The sequence below is a fragment of the Marinobacter sp. SS21 genome, assembly GCF_028369065.1.
Classification (GTDB): Bacteria; Pseudomonadota; Gammaproteobacteria; order Pseudomonadales; family Oleiphilaceae; genus Marinobacter.
Window position 1 is genome coordinate 1 of sequence record NZ_JAQNDA010000006.1, and the last position, 25,071, is coordinate 25,071.

25 protein-coding genes are annotated in these 25,071 nt (G+C 60.5%); 15 read left to right on the plus strand and 10 right to left on the minus strand.

Translation table 11 applies throughout. The annotated features are described in order from the left end of the window. Window positions 1–577 precede the first annotated feature (577 nt). A complete protein-coding gene (locus tag N6L25_RS09365) occupies window positions 578–1,411 on the plus strand; it encodes a hypothetical protein (RefSeq protein WP_271979576.1) in 834 nt (277 codons plus the stop codon). A gap of 152 nt (window positions 1,412–1,563) precedes the next feature. On the opposite strand, the gene bla (N6L25_RS09370) is transcribed toward N6L25_RS09365, so the two are convergent. The 3 genes from bla (N6L25_RS09370) to bla (N6L25_RS09380) form a co-directional block, all read right to left on the minus strand. Beyond that, window positions 1,564–2,223 (minus strand): class A beta-lactamase, encoded by a 660-nt coding sequence (bla, locus tag N6L25_RS09370; protein ID WP_271979577.1) that lies wholly within the window; start codon window positions 2,221–2,223, stop codon window positions 1,564–1,566. Continuing rightward, window positions 2,108–2,827, minus strand: coding sequence for a transposase (locus tag N6L25_RS09375; protein WP_271979578.1), 720 nt, complete (start codon window positions 2,825–2,827; stop codon window positions 2,108–2,110). Before N6L25_RS09375 ends, bla (N6L25_RS09370) begins: the two co-directional genes overlap by 116 nt. Window positions 2,828–2,892: 65 nt before the next feature. Then, window positions 2,893–3,873 (minus strand): class A beta-lactamase, encoded by a 981-nt coding sequence (bla, locus tag N6L25_RS09380; protein WP_271979579.1) that lies wholly within the window; start codon window positions 3,871–3,873, stop codon window positions 2,893–2,895. A gap of 467 nt (window positions 3,874–4,340) precedes the next feature. Between bla (N6L25_RS09380) and N6L25_RS09385 the strand changes: the two genes are divergently transcribed. Further along, window positions 4,341–5,108, plus strand: coding sequence for an NYN domain-containing protein (locus N6L25_RS09385; protein ID WP_271979580.1), 768 nt, complete (start codon window positions 4,341–4,343; stop codon window positions 5,106–5,108). A 139-nt stretch (window positions 5,109–5,247) separates the two neighbouring features. On the opposite strand, the gene N6L25_RS09390 is transcribed toward N6L25_RS09385, so the two are convergent. Then, window positions 5,248–6,489: a serine hydrolase domain-containing protein gene (locus N6L25_RS09390; RefSeq protein WP_271979582.1), complete on the minus strand. Its 1,242-nt coding sequence runs from the start codon at window positions 6,487–6,489 to the stop codon at window positions 5,248–5,250. Window positions 6,490–6,615: 126 nt separating this feature from the next. Here N6L25_RS09390 and N6L25_RS09395 point away from each other — a divergent pair, with 126 nt between their 5' ends. After that, window positions 6,616–7,176 carry a TetR/AcrR family transcriptional regulator gene (locus N6L25_RS09395; RefSeq protein ID WP_271979583.1) on the plus strand — a complete coding sequence of 187 codons (561 nt, stop codon included), beginning with the start codon at window positions 6,616–6,618 and terminating at the stop codon, window positions 7,174–7,176. Between the two features lie 299 nt (window positions 7,177–7,475). Then, a complete protein-coding gene (locus N6L25_RS09400; protein WP_271979584.1) occupies window positions 7,476–8,042 on the plus strand; it encodes a protease inhibitor I9 family protein in 567 nt (188 codons plus the stop codon). A gap of 228 nt (window positions 8,043–8,270) precedes the next feature. On the opposite strand, the gene N6L25_RS09405 is transcribed toward N6L25_RS09400, so the two are convergent. Then, a complete protein-coding gene (locus tag N6L25_RS09405) occupies window positions 8,271–9,140 on the minus strand; it encodes a PEP-CTERM sorting domain-containing protein (protein WP_271979585.1) in 870 nt (289 codons plus the stop codon). A gap of 1,195 nt (window positions 9,141–10,335) precedes the next feature. On the opposite strand from N6L25_RS09405, the gene N6L25_RS09410 reads away from it, so the two are divergent. The 4 genes from N6L25_RS09410 to N6L25_RS09425 all read left to right on the plus strand — a co-directional run bounded on the left by N6L25_RS09410 (window position 10,336) and on the right by N6L25_RS09425 (window position 13,587). Beyond that, window positions 10,336–10,491, plus strand: coding sequence for a hypothetical protein (locus N6L25_RS09410; protein ID WP_271979586.1), 156 nt, complete (start codon window positions 10,336–10,338; stop codon window positions 10,489–10,491). 218 nt (window positions 10,492–10,709) lie between these two features. Beyond that, window positions 10,710–11,153 carry a YtoQ family protein gene (locus N6L25_RS09415; protein WP_271979587.1) on the plus strand — a complete coding sequence of 148 codons (444 nt, stop codon included), beginning with the start codon at window positions 10,710–10,712 and terminating at the stop codon, window positions 11,151–11,153. A 41-nt stretch (window positions 11,154–11,194) separates the two neighbouring features. Beyond that, the gene (locus tag N6L25_RS09420; protein ID WP_271979588.1) at window positions 11,195–11,806 is read left to right on the plus strand and encodes a hypothetical protein; all 612 of its coding nucleotides are present in this window, start codon (window positions 11,195–11,197) and stop codon (window positions 11,804–11,806) included. Window positions 11,807–11,964: 158 nt separating this feature from the next. Beyond that, entirely contained in the window at window positions 11,965–13,587 is a 1,623-nt protein-coding gene (locus tag N6L25_RS09425) for a hypothetical protein (RefSeq protein WP_271979589.1), read from the plus strand. Window positions 13,588–13,677: 90 nt separating this feature from the next. Here the strand turns inward: N6L25_RS09425 and N6L25_RS09430 are convergent, their stop codons facing one another. Beyond that, a complete protein-coding gene (locus N6L25_RS09430; protein WP_271979591.1) occupies window positions 13,678–14,577 on the minus strand; it encodes an alpha/beta hydrolase in 900 nt (299 codons plus the stop codon). A gap of 123 nt (window positions 14,578–14,700) precedes the next feature. Between N6L25_RS09430 and N6L25_RS09435 the strand changes: the two genes are divergently transcribed. The 3 genes from N6L25_RS09435 (at window position 14,701) to N6L25_RS09445 (ending at window position 18,457) form a co-directional block, all read left to right on the plus strand. Continuing rightward, the gene (locus tag N6L25_RS09435) at window positions 14,701–15,732 is read left to right on the plus strand and encodes a GlxA family transcriptional regulator (RefSeq protein WP_271979592.1); all 1,032 of its coding nucleotides are present in this window, start codon (window positions 14,701–14,703) and stop codon (window positions 15,730–15,732) included. 148 nt (window positions 15,733–15,880) lie between these two features. Continuing rightward, entirely contained in the window at window positions 15,881–17,674 is a 1,794-nt protein-coding gene (locus tag N6L25_RS09440; RefSeq protein WP_271979593.1) for a DUF4153 domain-containing protein, read from the plus strand. Window positions 17,675–17,818: 144 nt separating this feature from the next. Continuing rightward, entirely contained in the window at window positions 17,819–18,457 is a 639-nt protein-coding gene (locus N6L25_RS09445; protein ID WP_271979594.1) for an MBL fold metallo-hydrolase, read from the plus strand. Here the strand turns inward: N6L25_RS09445 and N6L25_RS09450 are convergent. The 4 genes from N6L25_RS09450 to N6L25_RS09465 form a co-directional block, all read right to left on the minus strand. Beyond that, window positions 18,454–19,227 carry a DUF2182 domain-containing protein gene (locus N6L25_RS09450; protein ID WP_271979595.1) on the minus strand — a complete coding sequence of 258 codons (774 nt, stop codon included), beginning with the start codon at window positions 19,225–19,227 and terminating at the stop codon, window positions 18,454–18,456. The genes N6L25_RS09445 and N6L25_RS09450 overlap by 4 nt on opposite strands. Window positions 19,228–19,237: 10 nt before the next feature. Beyond that, a complete protein-coding gene (locus N6L25_RS09455; RefSeq protein WP_271979596.1) occupies window positions 19,238–19,873 on the minus strand; it encodes a DUF1326 domain-containing protein in 636 nt (211 codons plus the stop codon). A 418-nt stretch (window positions 19,874–20,291) separates the two neighbouring features. Further along, the gene (locus N6L25_RS09460) at window positions 20,292–21,260 is read right to left on the minus strand and encodes a PA2778 family cysteine peptidase (RefSeq protein WP_271979597.1); all 969 of its coding nucleotides are present in this window, start codon (window positions 21,258–21,260) and stop codon (window positions 20,292–20,294) included. Window positions 21,261–21,266: 6 nt separating this feature from the next. Beyond that, window positions 21,267–21,668 carry a PA2779 family protein gene (locus tag N6L25_RS09465; RefSeq protein WP_271979598.1) on the minus strand — a complete coding sequence of 134 codons (402 nt, stop codon included), beginning with the start codon at window positions 21,666–21,668 and terminating at the stop codon, window positions 21,267–21,269. Window positions 21,669–22,209: 541 nt separating this feature from the next. Here N6L25_RS09465 and N6L25_RS09470 point away from each other — a divergent pair. The 4 genes from N6L25_RS09470 (at window position 22,210) to N6L25_RS09485 (ending at window position 25,006) form a co-directional block, all read left to right on the plus strand. Then, a complete protein-coding gene (locus tag N6L25_RS09470; protein WP_271979599.1) occupies window positions 22,210–22,602 on the plus strand; it encodes an acyl-CoA thioesterase in 393 nt (130 codons plus the stop codon). Between the two features lie 103 nt (window positions 22,603–22,705). Further along, on the plus strand, window positions 22,706–23,131 hold the full coding sequence (locus tag N6L25_RS09475; RefSeq protein WP_271979600.1) for an MAPEG family protein: 426 nt from the start codon (window positions 22,706–22,708) through the stop codon (window positions 23,129–23,131). Between the two features lie 72 nt (window positions 23,132–23,203). After that, on the plus strand, window positions 23,204–23,572 hold the full coding sequence (locus N6L25_RS09480; protein ID WP_271979601.1) for a thiol-disulfide oxidoreductase DCC family protein: 369 nt from the start codon (window positions 23,204–23,206) through the stop codon (window positions 23,570–23,572). Window positions 23,573–23,731: 159 nt separating this feature from the next. Beyond that, the gene (locus N6L25_RS09485; RefSeq protein ID WP_271979602.1) at window positions 23,732–25,006 is read left to right on the plus strand and encodes an ATP-grasp domain-containing protein; all 1,275 of its coding nucleotides are present in this window, start codon (window positions 23,732–23,734) and stop codon (window positions 25,004–25,006) included. Window positions 25,007–25,071 lie beyond the last annotated feature (65 nt).

The following is a 25,071-nucleotide window of genomic DNA, read 5'->3' on the forward strand; positions in this document are numbered from 1 at the left end:
TCCGTCAAGATGGCGGGAGAGGGGCAAAAAAACACACAAATAACGGGAGAATAGCGTCTGAATCTTCGATTTTTGCCGGCTAAAACCAAGATCGGCAAAAATCAGCGGTTATTCAGAGCTTCCCTAAAATTCTACGAAGAAGTGCATAACGGCGAATTGCTGGAGATGACGTTAAACGAAATATTTGGAACGCAGGATTGTGTGCCTGAAGACTTGCAAATAGGGTATGAATGGGCCTTGAATAATGGCTACGAGGAAGGAAAGTAGCGATGGAAGCGGACTTACCGCTTGAAACGTGGATCTGACTCCAAATATTGGACCAAAATATTGATGTTGACTTATAAGTCAAACCAATCTGGAAATCGACGTTGGTATGCTACACGTGGGGGGCGAGGCGGATGTAAGCTTCCAGGCCCATCTGGATATGACTGTGATGAATACCCATTCTTTAAAACTAGAGAAGGGGGCCGAGAAATTATCCTGGAACAGTTTCTTTGAAGTGGGTACCTGCTGGCCAAAATAGGTCAGTAAGACCAATGAGACCAATGAGACCAATGGGGTCAGAGTCCTTGGTCCAGTGGAAACCTTCAGCTACGACGCGGTGGGCAATCGCCTCACCGCCACCACGCCGGAGGGCACCACCCGCTACCGCTACGACGCCATGAACCGGCTGGTGGAAGAGGTCCAGCCCGACGGATCAGTGCTGTCCTACGGCTACGATAGCGCTGGCAACCGGGTGCAGCTGGACGTCTCTACCGACGACCAGACCCGCAGCACCCGCTACGGCTTCGACCAGCTCAACCGCCTGGCGTGGGTGGACGATGGCCTGGGCGAGACTGCCTACGGCTACGACCAGGTGGGCAACCGCGCCAGCGTGAGCTACCCCAACGGCAACGTCACCAGCTACGGCTACGACGCCCTCAACCGGCTGGTGGCCCTGACCACCACCGATGCCTCCAACACCGTGGTGGCGGATTACCGCTACGAGCTGGAGCCCACCGGCCGCCGCAGCGGCGTGCAGGAGCTCCACAACGGTCGCGGCACCGGTTATTCCTACGACGAGCTGTACCGACTGGTTGGCGAGACCGTCACCGATCCGGATAACGGCGGCTACAGCGCCGAGTACCAGTACGACAAGGTGGGTAACCGCAGCTACAGCATCGTCGATGGCGTGCACACGGCGTACAGCTACGATGCCAACGACCGCCTGACCCAGCAGGGCGGGGTGAGCTACCGCTACGACGCCAACGGCAACACCCTGACCGAGACCGAAGACGGCCAGGTGACCCGCTACAGCTACGACGCCCGCAACCAGCTGGTGGAAACCACCCGCCAATATTTGGGGTCAGATCCACATTTCCAGCATCGTCGAGGGTGTTCAAAACTCTGTGTCAACCAGCCAGCCTCATAGGCTGATGTGATGCTCCAGGCGCCCGGGGAAGTGGATGGCCATCTGAATTCATGGTGGACCCAATCAGTCGTTAATGTGGATCTGACCCCAAATGTTCTGAAATGTTCATGGATCTGACCCCAAATGTTCGCTCAAATGTTCTGAAAGCTCCCTCAATCATTTCCGCCTCGAAGGGTTTGGGCCACCCGTCGTCCTATCTCGGCGTGAATCGCATCGCGTGCCGCAGCGGGGAGAGTCGAATCGGTGTAGTAGGCTGCAATCAGGATCGGTCCGCCCTCGTCCGGCCAGACAATCGCCACGTCATTGCTTGCACCCCGCTCGCCGGCGCCGGTCTTGTCGCCGACGATCCAGTCCGGATCGAGTCCGGCTCGTAGCTTGGTGTCGCCGGTGGTATTGCCAATCAGCCAAGTGTGCAACAGTCTTTTCAACGGCTCGGACAAGGTGTCAGCCAATAGCACGGCCTGCATGGTCTGAACCATGGCGGAGGGCGTGGTGGTATCGCGCTCGTCGCCGGGGCGGTTGGTGTTCAGCGCCGGTTCGTAACGATCCAGCCGGGAGACGTCATCACCCACCGAACGCATGAATTCCGTCAGTCCCTCTGGCCCCCCGAGAGTCTCCAGAAGCAGGTTTGCGGCGGTGTTATCGCTGTACCGAATGGTCGCGTCGCGACCAATGGGGTCAGCGCGACCAATGGGGTCAGAGTCCTTGGTCCATGGCCGATTTATATGCCGCGGATCGCCGATCACCGCCCCGCTTCCCAGCGATGGCACGCCTTCCGCTGACAACCTCAAAATGTCGTTTAAAAGAATCACTACCCAGCACCCACGCCTTGTTTGTCGCTTCCCGGATCTCAGTGAGGTCGCGATCCAACATTCTTCCCCTGAATAACGATCGATAGTTTGCCTGGCGTTCTGAGGGCGTGTTTCCCAGAGCCTGGTATTGTGCATGGGGAGTAATCAGCTGCACCTCCTTTCCAACGGCGTTGTGTTGGTAACTTGACCAGGGGTACTCGGAGGCATGCTCCACCATTCCTGCCCGAACGGGATTAAGTTCGATGTAGCGATAGAGCGTCAGCAAGTAGGTTTCGGTATCCACCACGGTCGATTTGTAGCGGCCTTCCCACAGTGTGCCGGTCCGACAATGGATATGATTGAAGTAGCGAACATAACGCCTGCCCAGCGCTTGCATCATCCGGGGAGTACCGGTTTCATTCTGAGGGGTGGCGAGGAGATGGACATGATTGGTCATCAGCACAAAGGCATGAATGGCGACCTGGTATTTCACAGCAGCCTCTTTAAGGAAGGCCAAATAGACGCTGTGGTCGGTTTCCTCGTAGAAGCAAGCAGCGCGGTTGTTGCCGCGCTGGATGATGTGCTGAGCGCACTCAGGCAGATAAGGGCGTGGTAGGCGAGCCATCTGGAAGTCCTTTTCCGAGATTGAATCCACGGGGGATGATATGGAGATAATGTTTTGGGATCAAATTACTCTGACCCCATTGATCCCATTGATCCCATTGATCCCCCATTGATCCCTGACCCCATTGATCCCCTGACCCCATTGATCCATTGATCATTTCCGCCTCGAAGGGTTTGGGCCACCCGTCGTCCTATCTCGGCGTGAATCGCATCGCGTGCCGCAGCGGGGAGAGTCGATTCGGTGTAGTAGGCTGCAATCAGGATCGGTCCGCCGTGTTCCGGCCAGACAATCGCCACGTCATTGCTCGCACCCCGCTCGCCGGCGCCGGTCTTGTCGCCGACGATCCAGTCCGGATCGAGTCCGGCTCGTAGCTTGGTGTCGCCGGTGGTATTGCCAATCAGCCAAGTGTGCAACAGTCTTTTCAACGGCTCGGACAAGGTGTCACCCAATAGCACGGCCTGCATGGTCTGAACCATGGCGGAGGGCGTGGTGGTATCGCGCTCGTCGCCGGGGCGGTTGGTGTTCAGCGCCGGTTCGTAACGATCCAGCCGGGAGACGTCATCACCCACCGAACGCATGAATTCCGTCAGTCCCTCTGGCCCCCCGAGAGTCTCCAGAAGCAGGTTTGCGGCGGTGTTATCGCTGTACCGAATGGTCGCGTCGCACATCTCCGCCACGGTCATCTCGCCTGCCGCCAGGTGCTGGCGGGCAATGGGTGCGTAGGCCAAAATGTCGCTCTGGTCGTAACGAATGGCGCGATCCAGCGACTCTTCACCAGCGTCTACTCTGGATAGCACCGCAGCCACTAACACCCACTTGAAGGTACTGGTCATGGCGAAACGCTCGTCGAGGCGATAGCCAAAGCGCTCGCCTGTCGACGAATCCAGTACGGCCACGCCAAGTTGGCCACCATTGGCCGACTCCAGTGCCGCCATCGACTCACTGAATGCCTCTGCGCGGGCCGTGAGGGTCTGCGCCGCCGCGGGGCTGTTCAAGATTACCAGGGCAAGCACCGGGGTCAGTACGTGAGCCAGTCGGGGTATCATCTCGTTCTTCTCCTTGAACAGTGAATGTTCCGGTCAAAGTGGAATGGGACTGGGATGACATTCTAGACCTAGCGCTGGACCAAAGCGGGACACAAAGGTGATGAAATGTGTTCCAAATGTGGTCGCAGTACCCCAACGTCACCGTCTGGGCTGGACACGAGTTGCAGCATTCGATTGAATCAGGGCAGTATCGGGCCAAGAGTCGGGGGCTGGCATGATCGGAGTGAAATGGGCTGGATTGGGGCTTGGCGCCCTGTTTTTCCCCGGCCCGGCGTTTGCCCTGAATAAATAGGCCGCGGCAAGGCGTTGGGCTAAAACGTGTGATCGCCAATGGGGCATGGACGCAAAAGTACTGCTTGTAATCAGGCACATCGTTTTGCGGGAGATGCAGGCGAGGTTGAGCTAAGATTGCCTGAAACGAATCGAGCAAGAACCGCGCAAAATACCCCCAATTGAGACTTTCACGGATGAACACTAACTATAAAATCGCCCTACTCATTGACTGCGACAACGTCAGCCACCAAGGCATCGAAGGCGTGCTGCAGGAACTGGCCAAGTACGGCGCAGTGAATGTACGCCACGCTCACGGCAACTGGAACGGCACCCAGCTCAAAGGCTGGATTGAGAAGTTGCACGGCAATGCCATCCGGCCGGTCCAGCAGTTCGCTTACACCTCGGGTAAGAACGCCACCGATGCCTCCATGATCATCGATGCCATGGACTTGTTGTACAGTGGCAACGTCACTGCGTTTGCGCTGATGACCAGCGACAGTGACTTCACTCCGCTTGTTATGCGAATCCTGGAGGCGGGATTGCCGGTGTTCGGCTTTGGCGAGAAGAAGACACCCTCACCGTTTGTGGATGCTTGCTCGCAGTTTATCTACACCGAGAACCTGCAGGTGGAGGAGGAAGAAGCGGCGGCGGAACCGGCTGCTACCGCGCGCAAAGCGGATCAGGACGTCAGCCACAAATACACCCGCAACGAGCTGCGGGGCGATTCCCGCCTGGTGAAAACCCTGCGCACGGCTGTGGAGCAGGTCTCCGAGGACGATGGCTGGGCACACCTGGGACGAGTGGGGCAGTACATTTCCAATAACAGCTCGTTTTCGCCAGTGAACTACGGCTACAAGAAACTGAGTGATCTTATCCGGGTCAGCGAGCTGTTTGAAATCAAGCGCGGCGAGAAGAACGCCACGTTTATACGCCAGCCAGAAGCTCGTAATTGGAGTGGCTAAGTCTCCCAAAATGACCGGATTTCTCTCGAGGATCGTATAACCGGTCACCCAAACATCGGTGCCAGAGCGCTCATCCCACGATCCTGGCGGACCCCGTGTTGTGTTTTGAGCGGCAACTCGCCCCTGCCGTTGTTGACTCCTAGCGCACGCCTACCGCGGGTTGCTCCGGATACCCCCCGCTGGTCAGTGATGCGGCGATCGCCCGGAACATTGACACGGTGGTCCGCATGGATTCGAAATTGTCCTCGGTAAAGCGGGTGTTGGCCGAATTCTTGACGATCACCATGCCGAGTTTCTGGTTCACGTAGATGAACTGGTCATAGATGCCGATGGCCATAAACTCCTGATCGGCGTTCTCTGGAATCCACCACTGGTAGCCATAGCCCAGGGTCAGGTCAGCGCTATCCCGTTCGCCGGGCACCAGGTGAGGGGCATCCGGGGTGACGGAATCCGTTACCCATTGGGCGGGAACTATCTGTTGCCCGTTCCAGTAGCCCTGATTCAGGTAAAGGCTACCAAAGCGTGCAAAATCCCGGGTACGCATGTTCAGGCCACCCAGCACCATCGGCTCATTAAAGGAGTCGACCAGATACAGGGTGCTGTCTTCCGAACCCAGCCGGGACCAGAGCTTGTCGTTGAAATACTCGGCCAGCTCCCGACCGGTCGCCGCTCGCAACACCATACCGAGCACATGGGTATCGATGCTGACGTAATGCAGATAGGTGCCCGGCTCCCGTTCCCGCTCCAGGGTGGTGGCAAATTCGTCCAGGGAACCGCCCAGCGCCATCAACCGACCGAACCGGTTGATGTCGGAGTTAAAACGCGCGTAGTCCTCATCAAACCGAACCCCGCTGGACATCTGCAGCACATCCTTGATGGCCACGCCATCGTAGCCGGTGTTGTTCAGGCTGGGTACGTAGTCGCTGACGGGCGTGTCCAGGCTGGCAATATCCCCCTCGGCGACCGCAATCCCGAACAGGGCAGACAGGAAGGACTTGGCCACCGACCAGGAAATTCTGCGGTCTTCCGGCTGAGTGCCCAGAAAGTACTCCTCAAAGGTCACCTTGCCGTCCTTCACGACCAACAGTGCGGTGGTGTTGGTGGTCTCAAGGAAGTGTTTGGTGTCGCGGATTTCACCGCCGTGGCTAAACCGAGCCGGTAACGGCTGGGGGTTCTCGCCGAACGTGCTGGCGGGGCCTGAAGCCGGCATGGCAACGGTCTCGAAGATCTCGTCCATATTGGAGAAGTTGCTCACAATGACATCGTCGTCGAATAGGGTAACCGTGTGGTAAAGGCGCTGTAGGGTGGGGGCGTTTAGGGCCGCTGCAACAACCGACAGGGCAAGCAGTCCGGGGATGAGATAGGTCAGCAGTCGCTTCATTGAGGTTTCCTTTTACACGTTCCATGTTAATTTTATATTTATCGATCGATATATTTTGGATCATATCGGGAGTTAACGAACCTGTCTATAATCGGCGTCCAGGCTTTAGGTGGGGGCAAAAATCGCATGGCGCGACAGAGTAAATCCGACGAGCGACGGCGACAGATTCTCGATGCGTTCGAGCGCGTGGTATTGCGAGATGGCTACGCCGGCGCGTCGCAACGGAAGATTGCCCGCGAAGCGGGGGTCAACCAGCCCATGCTTCACCACTACTTTTCCGGCGGAGACGCGATGCTGGATGCCATGCTCGAGCGGGTGGTGGAGCGATACACCACCGCCCTGCACCAGTTCCTGGATAACTCGGAGCCCCCCTCATTGGAGCGCTTGCTGAGCTTTCTCTGTTCGGCGGAGTTTCATCGGGTCAGCGAACGCAACGGTGTGTTCTTCGCCCTTATTGCCCAGGGCGGTCACAGCGAGGCAACCCAGGCCAAGCTGATCGGCTTGTACAGCCATTTCCTGCAGCAGATCGCCAGTTACCTGGCCAGTTCCGGAATCGAACATCCCGAACGCATCGCCTACACCCTGATGTGTACCGTCATCGGGCATGACTGGGCCAAAAAGGTGGGGTTCGAGGACGACCGCAACGCCGAGATTACCCAGGTATTGCTCAATTGGGTGCAGCGCTGACACCTGAGGATTTGGCCGGTCTTGCTGGCGGCGCCGGCATCGCGCAACGCTCTGATCCATCACCAAACCGCGTTCCAACATCTGCTACTTTTTTGGAACAGCGGGCCAAAATAGCGTCGAATAATTATACAGTCTCGAACGGCCTGCAGTTCACTGGATTCAGTAACCCCTTAAATAGCCAGAAAAAGTTCCAGGATGACACCGATCTTGCAATGCTTTGTGGGTACCCGTCTGACCGGAATTCACTCCGACGTCTGCGGCCATGAAAGCCGGGACAGGGAGCCACGTGGGGAGACAGTATGACGCGCAACATTGTATTGGGGCTGGTAGTGGGGCTGTTAGTGGCTTGCGCTACCGTGGGCGCCATGGCGCAACCGCCGGAGCGTGATCGTTACATCGTGGTTCTCGATCCTAATGCCGGGGCGCCCGCTGCGGTGGCCGAAGCGCTTGCCCGCAGGCATAACGGCCAAGTGGGGTTTGTCTACCAGCATGCGCTGCAGGGGTTCTCCATTGCGCTTCCTCCACAGACGCTGTCCGGGCTTCGGCGTGATGGTCGCATCAAGTACCTGGAGCGGGATGACCCAGTACAGCCGTTTGATCAAATCACCCCGACCGGACTGGATCATGTGGTGACAGTCTCGGCGTTGACGGATTTTGATGGTCGTTCCGGCGGCAATGGCACCGCTACTTGCCGCAGTGACCAGGACGACACACCCAGGCCGATTTCAGAAACTGGCGCCACACCATCGACATCGCCGCCCCGGGTGTCTGCTGCATCATCTCGACCTATCCGCTGGAGAAAGGGGAGTACGCCACCATTGATGTCGTCCAACTCATACAACCGGATCTTGCTTCTGACCGGGTAAGTACTTTCACCCAACCGCTGGCCAGGAGGTGGGGCCGGGATGATACGACAGCCGTCTTGATGACAACTGAGGAGATTCCCATGATCTGGACCGTGTATCTGTCAGGCGAAATCCAGACGAAAATCGTTCAGAAGGTGTAAACCTTATTCAGGACCGGACACAATTACAAAAAAAGGCCCCAAGAAAGGGGCCTGTCGAAAGAGTGTAATTTTTTTCGACATTACGTGGTTAGCAGAGTTGTGCTCTCTTCCTTGCAGCAATCAAGCCGGCAAGCCCCAGGCCAAGCAAGGCAAGTGTGCCGGGTTCAGAAACTTGTACGCTCTTGGCAAGGTACCTCCACTCTTCAAATCCGCTGCCGACGTTGTCATATTCGGTGTAGAAAACAAAGTAATCGTCCGGTGCGCCTTGAATAAGACTCGCCAAGATGAACACGTTTAGATCACCTTTCCCACTTCCACACTGACCGGCCGTATCGCAGATGCTGGCTTGCAGATTGACAGTCACATCTCCGTTGGTTGCGTTGTCGAGACTCCAGACCGGTGAGAAACCGGAAAGTTGGTTATCGGCAGCGCTGCCGTCAAACTGGGTGCCTGTGTATCCGCCCGTGCTTTCAGGAGTCATTAATGTTGCGTCTCCTAGAAAAATTTGTATCGCGGTCAGATCAATTTTATTGGCGTCGCTTCCTGCACTCCCGTTTTCGTTGGCATCAAGGGAAAACTGGTAATAGGAAAGGCCTCCAATGTCGACAGTGCCGAGATCTCCAAATAACACCGAGTGAGTCCATATGCCTGCCTTGGTATCGAAGTTTATGTCCGGTTCGCCAGTATCAGTGTTATAACCGCTTTGTGTGCCGGTGCTGTCCTGGATCCGAACAAAGGGTTGAAATACACCAGTGCCGGTGGATGGTGTCGTTGGGTTCGCCTCTGCTTCAAATATCGTGCCGTCTGCAGTAGTCCCGGATGAACTCCCGCAGGGTTCGGTGGCAGTACACCAAATATTGATTAGCTGGGCCTGAGCACTGCCAACACCTACCGCTCCAACAGCAACTAACGCTGAGATCAAAGCTGCTTTCAATATACTTGCCGTTTTACCAAACATGATCGTTCTCCATGCTTGCAAAGAAGCATTAAGCTTCTCTTTCGACCGAGGTAAAGGCATAAATTGGGCCAGAATCTATGACTCTGTTTTTAATGGCATTTCAGAATGGGGGGAAGATAGTTGTATAAAAAATAGACAGCCTGCCTGTCCCGGCTGTCTTTGTTAACGCTGGTACGCATTGGTGTAGTCAACGTCGATTTACAACTCCCGCGCTGCGTCTGGCGAGGTATCTCCTTGCTCTGAAAACATTTTCAGTCAGTCCGGTTGAACAATCTCTATCCTTTTGTATTTCTGGACGATAAGTCCCATTTGCTCCAGTTTCTTGAGTGAGAGACTCATGGTTTGCCGGGTTCACCGGACTAGAACGGCGAGTTTATCCTGAGTGTAATGGACAGTGGGACTGGGTGATAAGTCTTTGTTCTGCCGGGAGACCATGTACAGCAGTTTGGCGACTCGGCGCTCTTGATCCAGCAGGGGGGAGGATGATGTCCACTCCATCTGCAACCGGAACCGGTCACCGATCGCCCCAATGATCAGTCGATACCGAATCGGATACCTGTCAGAATCCTGACGCATCCGTGGGCAGGGAATCGCTATGACTGGGCAGTTGGCCGAACTGTAGAAGTCATATTTTGAGGGGCGGTCGTCAAATCAGCCGAGCCATGTAACCCAGTTGTCGGGGCCCAGCAGGGTTATGATCGCCTCCTCCCCGCGCTTTGTCCTTTCTAGGGAGCCTCTGATTAACTCCGAATCGCCTCTGCGCGATCTGAAGGCTGTAGATGCAAGACGCGGTTCGCAGCCAATGGCCGTCGCCCTTGGCAAGAGCCGCAACGCCGCAGGTGCAGCCTTCAGAACGCGCCCTGCGGGGCGTTCAGAGCCATCCACACTCGGCGTTGCGCCTTTTTGCAAGGTCCAGACATTACTGCAAAGTCGCGCCTTGATTGTGAATGGCTCTGAATGCCAGAGGTGATCCGGAGTTAATCAGAGGCTCCCTAGCAATTCGATATGTCCTTCGATAACCAGACGAAGATAGTCCAGTGGCTTATCAGCAGTGCAGGCACTTTGAAGCGTTGGATGCGGGCAGATGTCGCGAGGTAAGTACTTTCACCCAACCGCTGGCAAGGAGGTGGGGCCGGGACTATGATGCTGGCTCAACCCACTATTATGCTGGCTCAACCCACAAGGGAGTCTGAACATGGCCCGGAAGAAACGAACACCCACTCAACACAGCCAAATCCAGCGTGATCTGCGTTCGCCGCTGTATCAGATGCAGGTGGTGAAGGACAAAACCCGCTATAACCGCAAGCGGGACAAGGCGGTCAGATCCGAGGACTTGCGAAAGGCAGCTTGAGCAGCTGGTTTCCGCAAGTCTTCGTTCCCGTTTTGATTCCGCTTTCCCGTTGTTGCCCGCACCCTGCGCTGGCTCCCCATCCATGAACTCGGCCACCCGCTCGCGTATGATGGCGCTTTGCTGTTTCCGTGGCGGCGGGTCAGCGCGTTTTAATAGCCATGTTTTTGAAAACAATCGATTTGAAAGCAACCATTTTGATGACAACTGAGGAGAACCCCATGATCTGGACCGTGTATCTGTCTGGCGAAATTCATACCGACTGGCGTGAGCAGATTCAGGCCGGGGCCGAGGCGGCGGGCCTGCCGGTGGAATTTACCGCGCCGGTAACCGATCACGATGCCAGTGATGCGGCTGGCGATATCCTGGGCAAGCCGGATGCGCCGTTCTGGCGCGATCACCAGTCGTCCAAGGTCAATGGTATCCGCACCAAGACCCTGCTGGAGCAGTGCGATCTGGCGGTGATCCGGTTTGGTGACAAGTACAAGCAGTGGAACGCCGCTTTTGATGCCGGTTTCTGTGCCGCGATGGGTACCCCTTACATCACGCTTCACCACGAGGATATCGTCCATCCGCTGAAGGAAGTGGATGCGGCGGCCATGGCCTGGGCGCAGTCGCCAGAGCAGGTGGTTGAGGTGCTCAAGTACGTGACCACCGCCCGCTAAGCGGCTGGACGTTCCAGACTAACCATAAGGGGTATAGCGTAATGGCGCGAGCAGGGCAGGGATGGCGAATGGGACTGGTGCTGGCGGCGGCCTGGCTTTCGGGTTGCGTGCCGATGATTACGGACATGTGGCACGTGCAGCCGGTAACCGGGCGGGTATTCGCCGCCGAAGGCGACACGCCGGTGGTTGGGGCGCAGGTGGTCAATATGGACAATGCCGACATTACCGCCAGCACCGGAGCGACGGGCGAGTTTGCCATTGAGTCCCGTGTCAGCACCGACTTTTACATCGCCATGCCGGCCAGCCACATGAGAAACGAGTACTGGGTGGTGCGTCACCAGGCCTATCAGGACGCGGTGGCTGGCACCGCCACCCTCGCCCCGCCCCGCTGGGAGCAGGCCCGTGAGATTACGGTACCGATGTTCGATGACATCGCCACCGAGGACGCGCAAGGGTGCCGGTTTGCGGGCTACCGTATCCGGGTGGCCGAATACTGGCTCGCGCAGGAGGTCGTGCCTGAGCAGGCGTTGAATTCGCTGGTGGTACTGGGTGAATTGCCCTGTACCGACTCGCCAACGCAACAGCGGTGGCGGAGCCTGCTGGAGCGCATTGTCAGCGCGCAGCCCCATGCCCCCCAGTTTCCCAACCCTTGATCCTCGTCCCATCCAGCCCTGGCAAACCGGGCGGGATAGGCTAATTTCATGGTTATAAGCTGCGCATGCAAGGCCAGTTACTGGCAGTGTGTATTCAGTTCCTGACCGGTGTATGACATGCCGGCTCCGTCCGTATAACGGTTCACTGGAGTCCTGTCATGAACACAAAGTTTCGATTATCACTGCTTGTCGCCATTCTGACACTCCCGCTTTCTGCCTCGGCGGATCAGGCGCACAGCAACGCGGAAATGTCCGCCGGCGGCGATGCCATTGGTACCATCAATTTCCAGGCAAACTGCCAGGACGATGTGCGTGCGGATGTCGACCACGCGCTGGGTTTGATGCATCACATGATGTACACCCAGGCCCGAGCCGAATTCGATGCCATTACCCAGGCCGATCCTGACTGTGCCATGGCCCACTGGGGCATTGCGACGACCCTGTTCCAGCCGTTATGGGGCACCACGCCCAGCGCGGCGGATATCAGCCAGGGCCGCCAGTCGGTGCAGAATGCGCGTAAGACTGCCGATAACGAGCGGGAGCGTCTTCTGATCGACGCCAGCGCCGCCTTCTTCGAGCCCGACACCGACCAGCTCCGGGAGCGTCTGGCCGGCTGGATCGAGGGCATGGCCAAAGCCTATCAGGCCTTCCCGGATGACCTGAACGTTGCCACGCTTTATGCGCTTTCGCGCCTGACATTGGCGCTGTCCGCCGAAGACCGCAAGGCGCTGCACGACGAGGCAGAAGCGGTGCTGCGTGGCGCCTGGGAGCGCGAGCCGACCCATCCGGGGGCAATCCATTACAGCATCCACGCCACCGATGCCGATGGTCGCGCGGCAAACGCGACGGAAATCGTGGATTCCTATACCGAGATTGCCCCCAGTGTGCCCCATGCCTTGCACATGCCGTCACACATCTATGTGCGCCTGGGGGATTGGCCCCGCACGATTGACTGGAACCAGCAATCGGCAAAGGTGGCCGTTGAACACAAGGACGAGGGGGCGACCTCGTTCCATTACATTCATGCCACGGACTATCTGGTCTACGGTCATCTCCAGCGTGGTGAAGACACCGCTGCGCAGGGCGTCTGGGACGCTGCGCAGGCCAACGGTCCGCACCAGGGCAATTTCCCGGGGGCCTTTCACCTGGCCTCCATTCCAGCTCGGCTTGCCGTTGAAATGCGCAACTGGGAGGCGGCCGCCGCCATTACACCACGGGCCGTGGACTACATAGACTGGGACAAGTTCGCCTGGCCAGAGGCCCTGAGTTGGTTTGCCCGTGGCCTGGGCGGCGTGCATACGGGTGACCTGGAGGCGGCCCGGCAGGCGGAACAGCGGTTAGCCATCCTGGCGGAAAACGCCAAGTCTGCGGCCGATCAGCGTTTTTCAACCTACATTGAGGTGGATCGCCGGATCCTGGCCGGCTGGATCGCGAACGCCGAAGCGGACCCGGAGCGTGCCATTGAACTGATGCGTTCCGCCGGAAAACTCGAAGCCACCGTTGAGAAGCACCCGGTCACCCCGGGCGCCTTGCTGCCGCCCTATGAAGCCCTGGGCGATGTCCTGCTTGCCCTGGATCGCCCGGCAGAGGCGCTGGCCGCGTATCAGCAGTCCGATCGCACCTGGCCGCAACGCTACAACACCCTGGACGGCGCGGCCCGTGCGGCCGATGCCGCCGGCGATAGCGAATCCGCCGCGCTGTGGTCCCGCCGGCTACTGGAGACCGCGCCGGGAACCGAGCGTGAGTCGATCAGGCGTATCAAGACACTGGCGGGGCGTTAGCGCGCCTCGGCAAAGTGGGTGAGCCAATCGACACCAAAAAGGCCGCGACCGGAGAGTCGCGGCAAGGTGGGATGGGTAGAGTGTGACTCGTCAGATGGCCCCGGTGAGGTACTCGATGACCGGTTCCACCACCGTCGGATGGGACAGCATGCGGTAGTGGCCCAGGCCCTGGGTGCGCAGCAGGCCGGCATCCGGCCAGTTGTGGTAGACCCGGGCGCTGTCGGACTCCGGCACCAGGGTGTCGGCGCCGTCAATCACCACCAGGCCTCGCTGTCTCAATCGGGGCGCCAGATCCTCCAACGCCAGCCGTTCCCACACCGTCGCCCCGAATCGTTGCTCCATGCGGCGGCGGTGCTCGGCCAGGGCAGTGTCGGTCAGCCCCAACTGGGCGCCGAGTCCATTGACCACCTCCGACAAACTGGCTGGCGGTGCCAGCATCACCAGGTGTCTGGCCGGCAAGCCGTCCACCAGGGCGCGGCCCGCGGCAATGCAGCCCAGGGAATGGGCCAGCAGGGCGTGAATGGGGCCGAACTGCTGGCCCACCCGGCTCACCACCTCGGTCATTTCGTACAGGTCGGTACGCTGCCCCTGAGCCCGGCCGTGAGCCGGGGCGTCGAACAGCACCACCCGGTAGCCGGCCTTGACCAGCGGTTTAACGTAGGCGCCGAACTGGATGCCGGCGCCAGACCAGCCGTGAACCGCCAGCACGGTGGGGCCTTCGCCCCAGCTGTACACCGGCAGGGTGTGGCTACCGTGGTGGAATTGGGTATGGCTGTCGGCTTCATCCAGCAGGTACTCATAGCGTGACGGCATGGGCAAGCGCTGTGGCGTGAACGCCAGTCGTTCCACCAGCCGGGCGGCCCCGTCCCGGGACATCCGGGCATACAGCTGCAGACCGAGCTTGAGGGCCCGGTGCTGAAAATCCCGTGCCTTGGGGGCTGGCTGAGGCACGGCGAGAGTGGTGGTGTCAGTGCTAATCGGCAGGTTCATAGAGAACGCCTCCCAGAGGGTGGCCGGATCGGGCCTTGGTGGATGACAGCTCCAGATTAGGGGTTGTCGGAAGCTCCGGGGAGTGTCATATTTGACACAGTAGATGCGAAAAAGGACATAGCCATGATCCAGGTCGCCGTACTCGCCTTGCCCCAATGCCACGCCTCCGGCATTCACGGCGTGATGGATTTCTTTGCCACCGCCAATTATTGCGCCCAGGTGCCGGGCGGCCGGCACGAAGCCCTGTTCGATTGCCAGATCGTCACCGCTGATAACCGACCGGTGACCGGCTACAGTGGTGCGCTGGTGGTGCCGACGATGGCCCACGACGGCTTTGCGCCGGACGTGATCGTGGTCGGCTCGGGAGTGGAGGCCATCGTATCGCCGCGTCGATTGGATCGGTATCTGGCGCAGCTTCGTTCCGCCCACGGCTGGTTACGGGCAGCCTTCGAGCGGGGGGCGCTGATTGCCAGCGTCTGCACCGGTAGCTTCGTGTTGGCCGACGCCGGGCTGTTGCGGGGCCAGGTGGCCACCACCCACTGGCGCGCCGCCCAGGCCTTTCGCCAGCGCTATCCCGAGCTGCGGCTGGCGGCTGACCAGCTGCTGGTGGACAACGGCCAGATCATCTGTGCCGGCGGCGCCACCGCTTTTGTCGACCTGTGTCTGTACCTGGTTGAGCGGTTGTCCTCGGCGGCGCTCGCGCTGGCCTGCAGCAAGCTGCTGGTGCTGGACCACCGCCGTGGCGAGCAGACCCCCTACATGAGCCGCTATGGCCACCGCTCCCATCCGGACGATGCCATCCACAAGGCCCAGGACTGGCTCGAACGGCAGTTCGCCGGGCCGGTGACGATTGATGAGGTGGCGGCCATTGCCGGTCTGGGCGACCGCACCTTCAAACGCCGCTTCAAGGACGCCACCGGCGAAACACCACTGGCCTACCTGCAACAATTGCGGATCGAGGCTGCCAAGCAGCTGCTGGAGTCGAGTCGAGAGCAGACCAGCCAGATCATCTGGCAGGTGGGCTACGAGGACGCCAGCTCTTTTCGCCGGTTGTTCAAGCGCACGGTGGGCTGCACCATGGAGCAGTACCGCAAGCGTTTCAGCTACGTGGCGCCGCTGGAGCGGCATCCGTCGGCAACCGTCGACGCCCCATAGCCAGTCCTGGGCCGTGACACGGCCAGGACTCATCGGTACAAGAGGGTGGCGACCGACCGGGCTTCCGCTATTCTCAAGGTCTGGCCCGGGCGATTGGCACGGCTGGCCCGCCGCATTGAATCGCCCGCTCTCATTGAATGGAGGCACGATGAACCCGGCTAATGATTTCCGACTGGCTCCCGGGCTCCGCTATGGATTGATCCTGCTGGCGTTGTGCCAGGGCTTTGCCCTCTATTTCCTGCACCTGGCGGTGGATCACGATGTCTGGCCCGCCACCGATGCCCGCTGGATGTTCCTGTTCTACAGTCTCGCCATTGGCGTGCCGCTGTTCTACTACCTGGGCCTGGAGCGCTGGGACGACCGTCGCAATGTCCGGGTGCTGGTGCCGCTGCTGGTGTTGCTGGGCGGGGTGGGCTGGCATCTGGGCTGGCTGAGCTGGGCGGGGGGGCTGCCGCTGCCCAGGGACCCCTTTTTCAGCTTTGCCCTCGCCGTCAGTATCGGTGTCGTGTTGTTTATCCTGGCGCTGTATTTCCGGGTCTGGAGCATCAATGGTCAGGCTCGGTTCGAGTACCGCCAGCTGCTGGCGCTGTCCTGGCAGAACGCCCTGACCCTGGCCCAGCTGTGGCTGTTCCTGATGGTGTTCTGGGGGCTGCTGTTCTTGTGGTCCGGGCTGTTCAAGGTGATCGGCATCGAGTTTTTTGACCAGCTGTTTGAAGAGCCGCTGTTTGTCTATCCGGTCACCGCCCTGGTCGGCGGCTGGGGCCTGGTGCTGGTGCGCGAACGCATCCGCCTGATCGCCACCGTGCAGGCCATGTGCGAGGCACTGATCCGGGCCTTGCTGCCGTTGGCCGCGCTGATCATGGTGCTGTTTCTGGCGGCCTTGCCGTTCACCGGGCTGGAGAAGATTTGGCAGACCGGGCAGGCGGCGTTGCTGATGATGTGGCTGGCCCTGGTGGTGCTGTTTTTCTTCAATGCCGCCGTGGCGGATCGCCCGGACCCCCCGCCTTACCCGGCCTGGTTGTGGGCTGGGGTACTGCTGGCGATGGCATTGTTACCGCTGTTGTCCCTGCTGGCCGCCTGGGCTCTGGGGCTGCGCATCGGCCAGTACGGGGTGACGGTGGATCGGCTGTGGGCGGCCACCCTCCAGTTGCTGATTGCCGGGTTTACCGTAAGTTACGCCGTGCTGGTGATCTGGAAACGGCAACGGGCCGCAGTCGCCATCCAGGGTGCTAACAAGGGCATGGCGTGGATGGTGGCGGCGGTGCTGGTGCTGGTCAACACGCCGCTGGCGGACATGCGGGCCTGGGCCGCCGCCAGCCAGGGCAAACGGCTGGAGGCCGGCGCGGTCAGCGCCGAGGAGTTCGACTACGCCTATCTGCGCTTCGAGCTCGGTGCCTACGGCGTGCGCGAACTGCGGCGGCTGCGGGACACCGAGCTGGCGGGCCGTAACACCCTGATGGCCGATCGTATCGATGCCATCCTCAAGCAGACCCAGCGCGGGCTGCGGATTGCCGCGGTTAACGTTGGCGATCTTGCTGCGGTTGCCGACATGTTTGTCGTCGTCCCGGAGGGCACCAAGGTGCCCGATGGGCTGCTGCGCCAGATTGCGCGGGAAGAGCTGGCTTGTCTGAGTATTCCCAAACACTGCACGGTGATCCGGGCCCAGCCAGACCCGGATTCCGCGTACTGGCTGGTGGCCACGCAGCCGCTGGCACGCTACGTGTCGGGGCCGGTCTATCTCAATCCGGCATCGGGGCCAATCCGGCTGGGGCGGTTCTCAAGCCCGGGCTGCCTGGATGACCAGCCTCTGGGAGTGCGTGGTGACGAGCCACTGCAGCCGGTGGGCCGACACCGGGACGTGTTGACCGATGGCAAGTGCTTCTTCCTGATCAGTCCCGACAAAGACTACCTGCAGGGCCTGCTCTCGGCGCCGGCGGATTAGCCGCGGCCGTCGCTGCATCCGTTCCGCCTTCGCTGTTCGGGTGCTAGCGGGCCTGCAAAAGCGAGGTTGCGTACGGTTTGCGGCCAATGGACTAATCTGTAGACATCCCATACACCCTCGTGTGTTGCTGAACAGGACAGGGCAATGCAGCAGATCCAACCCGATCTCTGGCAAACGGAGCTGGAAAACCCCGCGCCTGGCCTCACCACGCACGCCTATTTGCTGACCCGCAAGGAAGGCAATGTGTTGTTCTACAATACCGGGCACGCCTACGAGCTGGACCGCATGGCCCAGCTCGGTGGTGTCGAGCGCCAGTACCTCAGCCACCGGGACGAGTTGGGGGATTCCATCAACCTCATCCGTCGCCGCTTCAACGCCCACCTGGGTGGCCACGTCGCCGAGCTGAGTGACTTCGCCCGGGTCTGTCGCCCGGACATCCTGTTTGACGAGCGGGACATGCACATGGGCAATATCGAGGTGATCCCGACTCCGGGACACAGCCCCGGCAGTACCTGTTTCTATGTGGAATCGGTCACCGGCAAGCGTTATCTGTTCACCGGGGATACCCTCTATCTGGCCGATGGCGACGAGTGGCGGGCCGGTTTCATCAAGGGCATCAGCAACCGGGAGGCGCTGTTGGCAAGCCTTGCAGTCCTGCGGCAATTAGCGCCGCATTTGGTGATCTCCAGTGCCTTTACCGGGCCTGCCGGCTATCAGGCCATGACTCCGCGGGACTGGCCGCACCAGGTGGATCGGGCTGTGGCCGGATTAACGGGCGGCTAACCCCACACCAGCAACCCGACGCCCAGTGCCATGGCCAGGCTGCCCAGCGCCCTGGCCAGGAGCGGCCCGCCGGGCAGGAGCTTTTCCAGCAGCACCAGAACGGCGATCAGCGCAATCAACGCCAGATCCATGATGCCGCCCACAAACAACAGCGCCATCAGCAGCAGACAGCAGCCCACGCAGTAGCCGCCGTGCTCCAGCCCCATGCGCCAGGCGCCGCCAACCCCGGGGCGCCAGCGCTGGGTGATAAACGCCAACGGACCACGGCAGCGGCGAAGGCAGGCCTCTTTCAGGGGCGACCACTGGTACAGTCCGACCAGTATCAGCACCAAGCCGCTGAACACGACGTTCTGGCTCTTCATCATTGGCGTCAGCACCGCCAGTTCTTCCAGCCACCATTGTGCGGTTGTGGCCACCAGGCTGAAACCGAACCAGGCGGTCAGGTAGCCGGCGACAAACAACCCGGTGCCGAGGGCGACATGGGGCACCCGGTTGTACCGGGCGACACGGCGATAGAGCAGGATCATGGGGGTTGCGCTGGGCACCATCATGCCCACCATCATGATGGCCCACATCAGGAACATCATGAAGAAGTAGGCCGGTGTCCAGGTCTGGAACGCCATCAGCTCACTCATGGGCAGATGGCGCATATCGATGGCCAGGTCCACCAGATACCACCAGCACAGCGCGGTAATCGCCGCCAGGGCAAACAGCGTGGTTGCGGTATCCGGTGACAGCAGGTGCTGAGGCTGGCCGTGCGGTGTCTTCATCCGGCGGACCTTAGTGATGAACGCCCTGCGGTCCGATGTCCAGATGCGTCATGTGGCAGTGGGTGCCGGTCAGCTCCAGGGGAATGTCCTTGTGCGCCCGGGTGCTGCCGTCGGCCACTTCCGCCACCGCGTATTCGAAGCCGTGGGGCAGATCGATCCGTGCCCGGTGCTCCTCGCCGGTGACCGGGTTGACAATGGGCTTGCCGCTGGCCTCGATCAGGTCGGCGACCTTGACCGTGGCTTGGCGGTTTTCCACATTGCCCTCGATCTCGATGGGACAGAACACCGGATCGTGCATCTTGGTCAGGGTGCTGGCAAACACGTTGAAGAACGTCGCCCCGGGCTCGGAGGTCTCGCCGGAGAGGATTGCCAGCAGGGCTTCCCGTTGCTGGTCGTCGGCACGCTCGTCGATGAAGGCCTGGGCCTGGCCATCGCCCTGATGAATCGCCCCGGGCCACTTCAGGGTCATGGCGAAGGCCAGCCCGTCGAGCCGGGTATCGCCAAAATAGCCTTGCTCGATCTTGATGGCACCGAGCGCCTGGCAGTTGCCGTGAGTGGGCAGGGAATTGAATTGGCAGGGACAGCCGAAATCGCAGTTACAGTTAACGAATTCAAAGCCCTGGATACGCCAGTCTACCTTGTTCATGGTCGGTCTCCCTAACGTGCGGAAAGGGTGTTAAGGAGCCTCTGAATAACTCCGGATCATCTCTGGCGTTCAGAGCCATTCACAATCAAGGCGCGACTTTGAAGGAATGTCTGGACCTTGCAAAAAGTCGTAACGCGGAGTGTGGATGGCTCTGAATGCCCCGAAGGGCGAGCTCTGAAAGCTGCATCTGCGGCGTTGCGGCTCTTGCCAAGGGCTACGACCATTGGCGGCGAACCGCGCCTTGCAGCTACAGCTTTCAGAGCTCGCAGAGACGATTCGGAGTTATTCAGAGGCTCCTGAACAGTATAGCCAGTGGGCTCCTGGCGCCGGCGGCTCCGGCGCCGGTTGTTTAGACCTATGTTGCGCAAGAAATCTTTACATATTCGTTTTGAACAGGATGGTCAGAATCGGCAGGGGATTAGTCGGGCAGGGGGCATTGCAGCTGAGGGCATTGGGTGGGTTGCGTGCCGGTGGGGGTGGCACTGGCGGCCGGGAAGCGTCCGGGTTGCAGGTGGTGGGCACAGCGGGCGGCGGTGCGGGCCGATATGGGACAGTCCACTTTGGCCAGCGCCTCGGCCAGGTTGTTCCAGCCGGCCGCCAGCTCGGGGAAGCGGCGGGTCAGGGCTAGGTAGTGCTCACTGGCCTGCTGCCAGCGTTGCTGTTGCCAGGCCACATTGCCCAGCCCCAGCCGGGCGGCGGGCTGGTCTGGCCAACGTACGACGGCAGCCTGGTAGGCCTGTGCCGCCGCCTGCAGCTGTCCGGTCACTTCCAGGTCGTGGGCGGCGCCCAGAAACGGCAGAGGCTCGGCGGTGGCCGGCAGCTGTGCCGGCGGCAACAGGGTACGGGCCCAGTGCTCGGCCCGGGCCCAGCTGTTCTGGAACGCCGCCAGCGGCTGCCGGTAGTAGGCCCGGGTGCCGGAATGCAGGATCAGTTCCTGGCGCTGGGCGTCAAAGCCGATCACCACGGCAAAGTGCCACTGGGGCCACCAGCCGAACCTCAGGTTCTGCAGCACCAGCACCGGGTGCCCGGCGTCCAGTTCCGTCAGCAGGGCGGACAGTTCGGGCGCCAGCGGGTAGGCCAGCAGGCCGAGCTGCCGGCCGGCGGCGACCATCTCGATTTGGAGCGAGCCCTGGCGTTCAGGGAGATACACCCGCTTGACCAGGTCGTCCGGATGCACCGCGATGCCCTGGGCATTGAGCATCATCGCCAGCGCCGCGGGCCCGCACTGGTATCGTTCCTGGGGATGAAACGGCACATCGGCCAGCAGCACCGGCTCCTGGCCAGAGGGCGGGAATGCCTCCGGCCAGGGCGGTTGGCTGGCACAGCCGGACAGCAGCAGTGCCAGCACCGCCAGGGTGGCCGTCAGGGCCAGACGTCGGTGCACCATGGCTCGTTAGCGGATGCAGTTGACGAAGCTGAAAATGTCGGTGGCACAGAGCATGTCGGTCACGATAAACACCAGCAGGAACAGCACGATGATGCCCACCACCCCTTCGCCCGCCGGGGCCTCGGCCAGCTGGGTCTTGAACGAGGCCAGCTCTGCCGGAGTCAGGCTCTGGATGCGGTCGCGAACCTGATCGTCGCTGACCCCCAGGTCGGCCAGGGTTTGTTGCACTTCGTCTTGCGCCAGCAGGTTGAGCAGCTCCTGGCGGTCGAGGTCGGCACGCTGCTCGGTCAACAGATCACCGGTACCGACAATGGCCGCGGAAGCCGGCAAGGCAGCCAGCGAACACAACATCATCATCACAACCATCACCGAAGCGACGGGGCGCAACAGGGTTCTGGAACCGAACATCACAAAACTCCTTTGATTTGTTAGATCGAACCGGCGCGGGCCGGCGACGACGGCAGTGGCAACCGCCATGGTGTTAGTAATAACAACAGTGTAGCGCTTTTGGCGTTAACGGAACCTCGGCCGGTGGGTTACCGGTTGGTAATTTGCTCGCGGCGCACCGCCACGGTGCAAGTTTTTGCTGGCGAGAGACCGTCCGGGAGGGATCAGCATCGCATCAGCCACTGGACGTACCGGCCCTGCACCGACAACTGCAGCAGGTCCAGGTGCGAGCGGAGTTTGCAACGCCGTTGGTACCGCACAGCCAGGCGAGCGATCGCACCACCTACCTGCAACGACCCGACGGTTGGATGAGGCCTCGCGGCAGCGACTGGTGCTGCAAACCTCGAACACCCTGCCGGCATCGACAATTTCCTGTTGAAGTGACCGTGGCCCGGGACCGTGCCACCAAAGTCGTTTTGCCAGTGTCGGGACTTCGTGGTTTGATGGCGGGTCAATGCCGATAACCGTGAACAGTTGCCAACACACCGCAGGAACCCGAACCATGTTCCATTACCAGATCGAACCCCGGTTCAACGACACCGATGCCCTTGGCCACATCAGCAACACCGCCTATCCGGTGTGGTTCGAGCAGGCCCGTACGCCGGTGTTCGAGTTGCTCCACCCCTCGCTGGACGTCAAAACCTGGCCCATCATCCTCGCGCGCGTTGAGCTGGACCTGAAGGCCCAGAGCTACTGGGGCAAGCCCATCGACATCGAAACCACCATTGGCAAGGTGGGCAACTCCTCCTGCCAGGTGGTGCAGCGGGCCTTCCAGGACGGCAAGGAAGTGGCCGCCGGGGTGGCGGTGCTGATCTACTTTGACTACCAGGCCGAGAAATCGATGCCGATCCCGGACGCCATCCGGGCTCGCCTGGCGGAACACCAGTCGGCTTAGAAAGCGAAGGTAAATATCGGATGAACTGTATGAATTGTATGAATTGTCTTTAAATTCGGCTAACGTCGGCGATCTCCAGATAAAATATTAGCGAGGTACGTTCATGTCGGTATCCAGTCCGATTCTTGCTCCCGTCGTCGCCCTGGTCGCCTGGTCCCTGGTGATGTGGCTGTGGATGTATGTGACCCGGCTGCCGGCGATGAAACAGGCGCACATGGTGCCGGATCCCCAGGCGCCCCGGGGCGAGCAGATGAACCAGTTGCCTGCTAAGGTGCGCTGGAAGGCAGACAACTACAACCATCTGATGGAGCAGCCGACGATCTTCTACGCCCTTGCCCTGACCCTGGCGCTGCTGGGTGAAGGCACCGGCACGAACCTGGTCCTGGCCTGGGCGTACGTGGGCCTGCGGGTAGTGCATAGCCTGGTGCAGGCATTGGTGAACAAGATCGAGGTGCGCTTCCTGATCTTTGCGGTGTCGTCGCTGATGCTGGTGGGCCTGACGGTCAACGCCGCCCGCGCCGTATTCTGAGGCTTGTCGCGGTCACCCGGTCTGGATCACCATGGGGGTGAGCCAGCGCGGCTCGCCACCCGGAATTCCGCCATGGGCAATAAACCGACGTTAACCGTCTACTACGATGGCGCCTGTCCCCGCTGCGTCGAGGACCGGGACTGGTACCGGCGCCGGGCCGGCGTGACCGGTGACGATGTGGTCTGGTTCGACATCACCGGCCGCGAGGCCGAACTGCAGGCGGCGGGGGTGGACCCTGAACTCGCGTTGCGTCAACTGCATGTGCGGGACGCCGCCGGCCGGCTCCATCGGGAGCTGGACGCCTACATTCTGTTGCTGGCCCGCCTGCCCCGGTACCGGGCGCTGGCGCGGCTGATGGGCCTGCCGGTTATTCGCCCGCTGTTGTCCTGGCTCTACCGGAACTGGGTACTGCGGCGGTTGAAAATTTCTGGCCGGATCTAAAACTGCTCTCTGATTCCCAAACGATCTAAGGACTTCGCAAGCCCCGGCGGGCTCTGGCCTTGCGGCCCGTTCATGCTTGTCGCCGGCGGTTGCTGTCGGCGCGCTCCTGAGCTACCCCTGTAGGGTGAGCAGAACCCTTTTTAGCCAGGAGGCTTGCGTATGGCACAGTATCAGGCAACACCCGACGAACCGGGAACCCGTTGGCAAACCCGGCCGCGCAATCCCGACAAGGGCTACGTCGCCTTGCTGGGATGGTGCCTGAACGCGGTGGAAGCCGCGGAAAACTTTGATCGGCGCTATGTGGTGGTGGCGCCGGACTGGGCCGAGGCCTACTGCCAGGAACACGGCATTCCTTACGTGTCCTGGAATTTCGAGCGGCTCAACGACCGCTCGCTGGAAATCGCAACCACCCTCAAGGACATGGGCGTCAATGTCGCCATTCCGCTGTTCGAGGAGACGGTGGAATGGGCCGGCGCCATCAACTCGGTGCTGCTCAATAACCCCCGCCTGCTGGGCCAGGCCATGCTGCTGCGGGACAAGGCACTGATGAAGCGGCGGGCCCAGCTGGGGGGCATTCGGGTGGGCATCTTCGAGGAGGCTCACGACAAGGAAGACGTCATCCGCTTTCTCAAACGGGTCAACCAGACCCTGCTCAAGCTCGACGGCGATCCCAACGACCCCATTCACCTCAAGGCCTTCGACAAGGCCGGCTGCCTCGGCCACCGGGTGATTCGCACTCCGGATGAGGTGGATTCCATCCCCGACGAGGAGTTCCCGGTGTTGATGGAATCCCACCTCGATGGCTGGGAGTTTGCGGTCGAGGCCTGGATTCACCAGGGCAAGATCCGTTTTCTCAATATTTCCGAGTACGTCACCCTGGGTTACTCGGTGTTTGTGCCGGCGACCCCGGAGCTGGAGCAATACCGGTCCCAGATCCGGGCCCAGATCGAGAAGCTGATCAAGGCCTTCGACATCGAGTTCGGCTTTGTCCATCCCGAGTACTTCGTCACCAGCGATGGCGAGATGTATTTCGGCGAGGTGGCGTACCGGCCGCCCGGGTTCAAGGTGTTCGAGCTGCTGGAACGAGCTTACGGCTTCAACGCCTACCAGGGGCTGATCCTGGCATTCGATCCGACCACCACGGAGGAGGAAATCACCGCCTTCTTCCCCAGGGAGGTGGTGGATGCCAAGGGCCATGCCGGCTGTTTCGGGGTCTATCCGCGTCGGCGGGTGGTGAGCCGGTTGGAGCTGCCGGAGGAGACCGAGGACCACGACTACTTCGAGTCCCACGAACTGACGCCGCCACTGGAGGAAACCGTGACCAAGCGCACCGCCTTCGGCACCCACTGGGGTCTGGTGTATTTCTTCGGCGACGACCCCCACGTGATGAGGGACCTGCTCAAGCGCCAGGAGGAGCTGGATTTCTATGTATAATGACTGAATCCGCCGCCCGGGCGCCCGTCAACGTGTGGGTTGGTTCCCTGGTCTGCGCCGCCCCC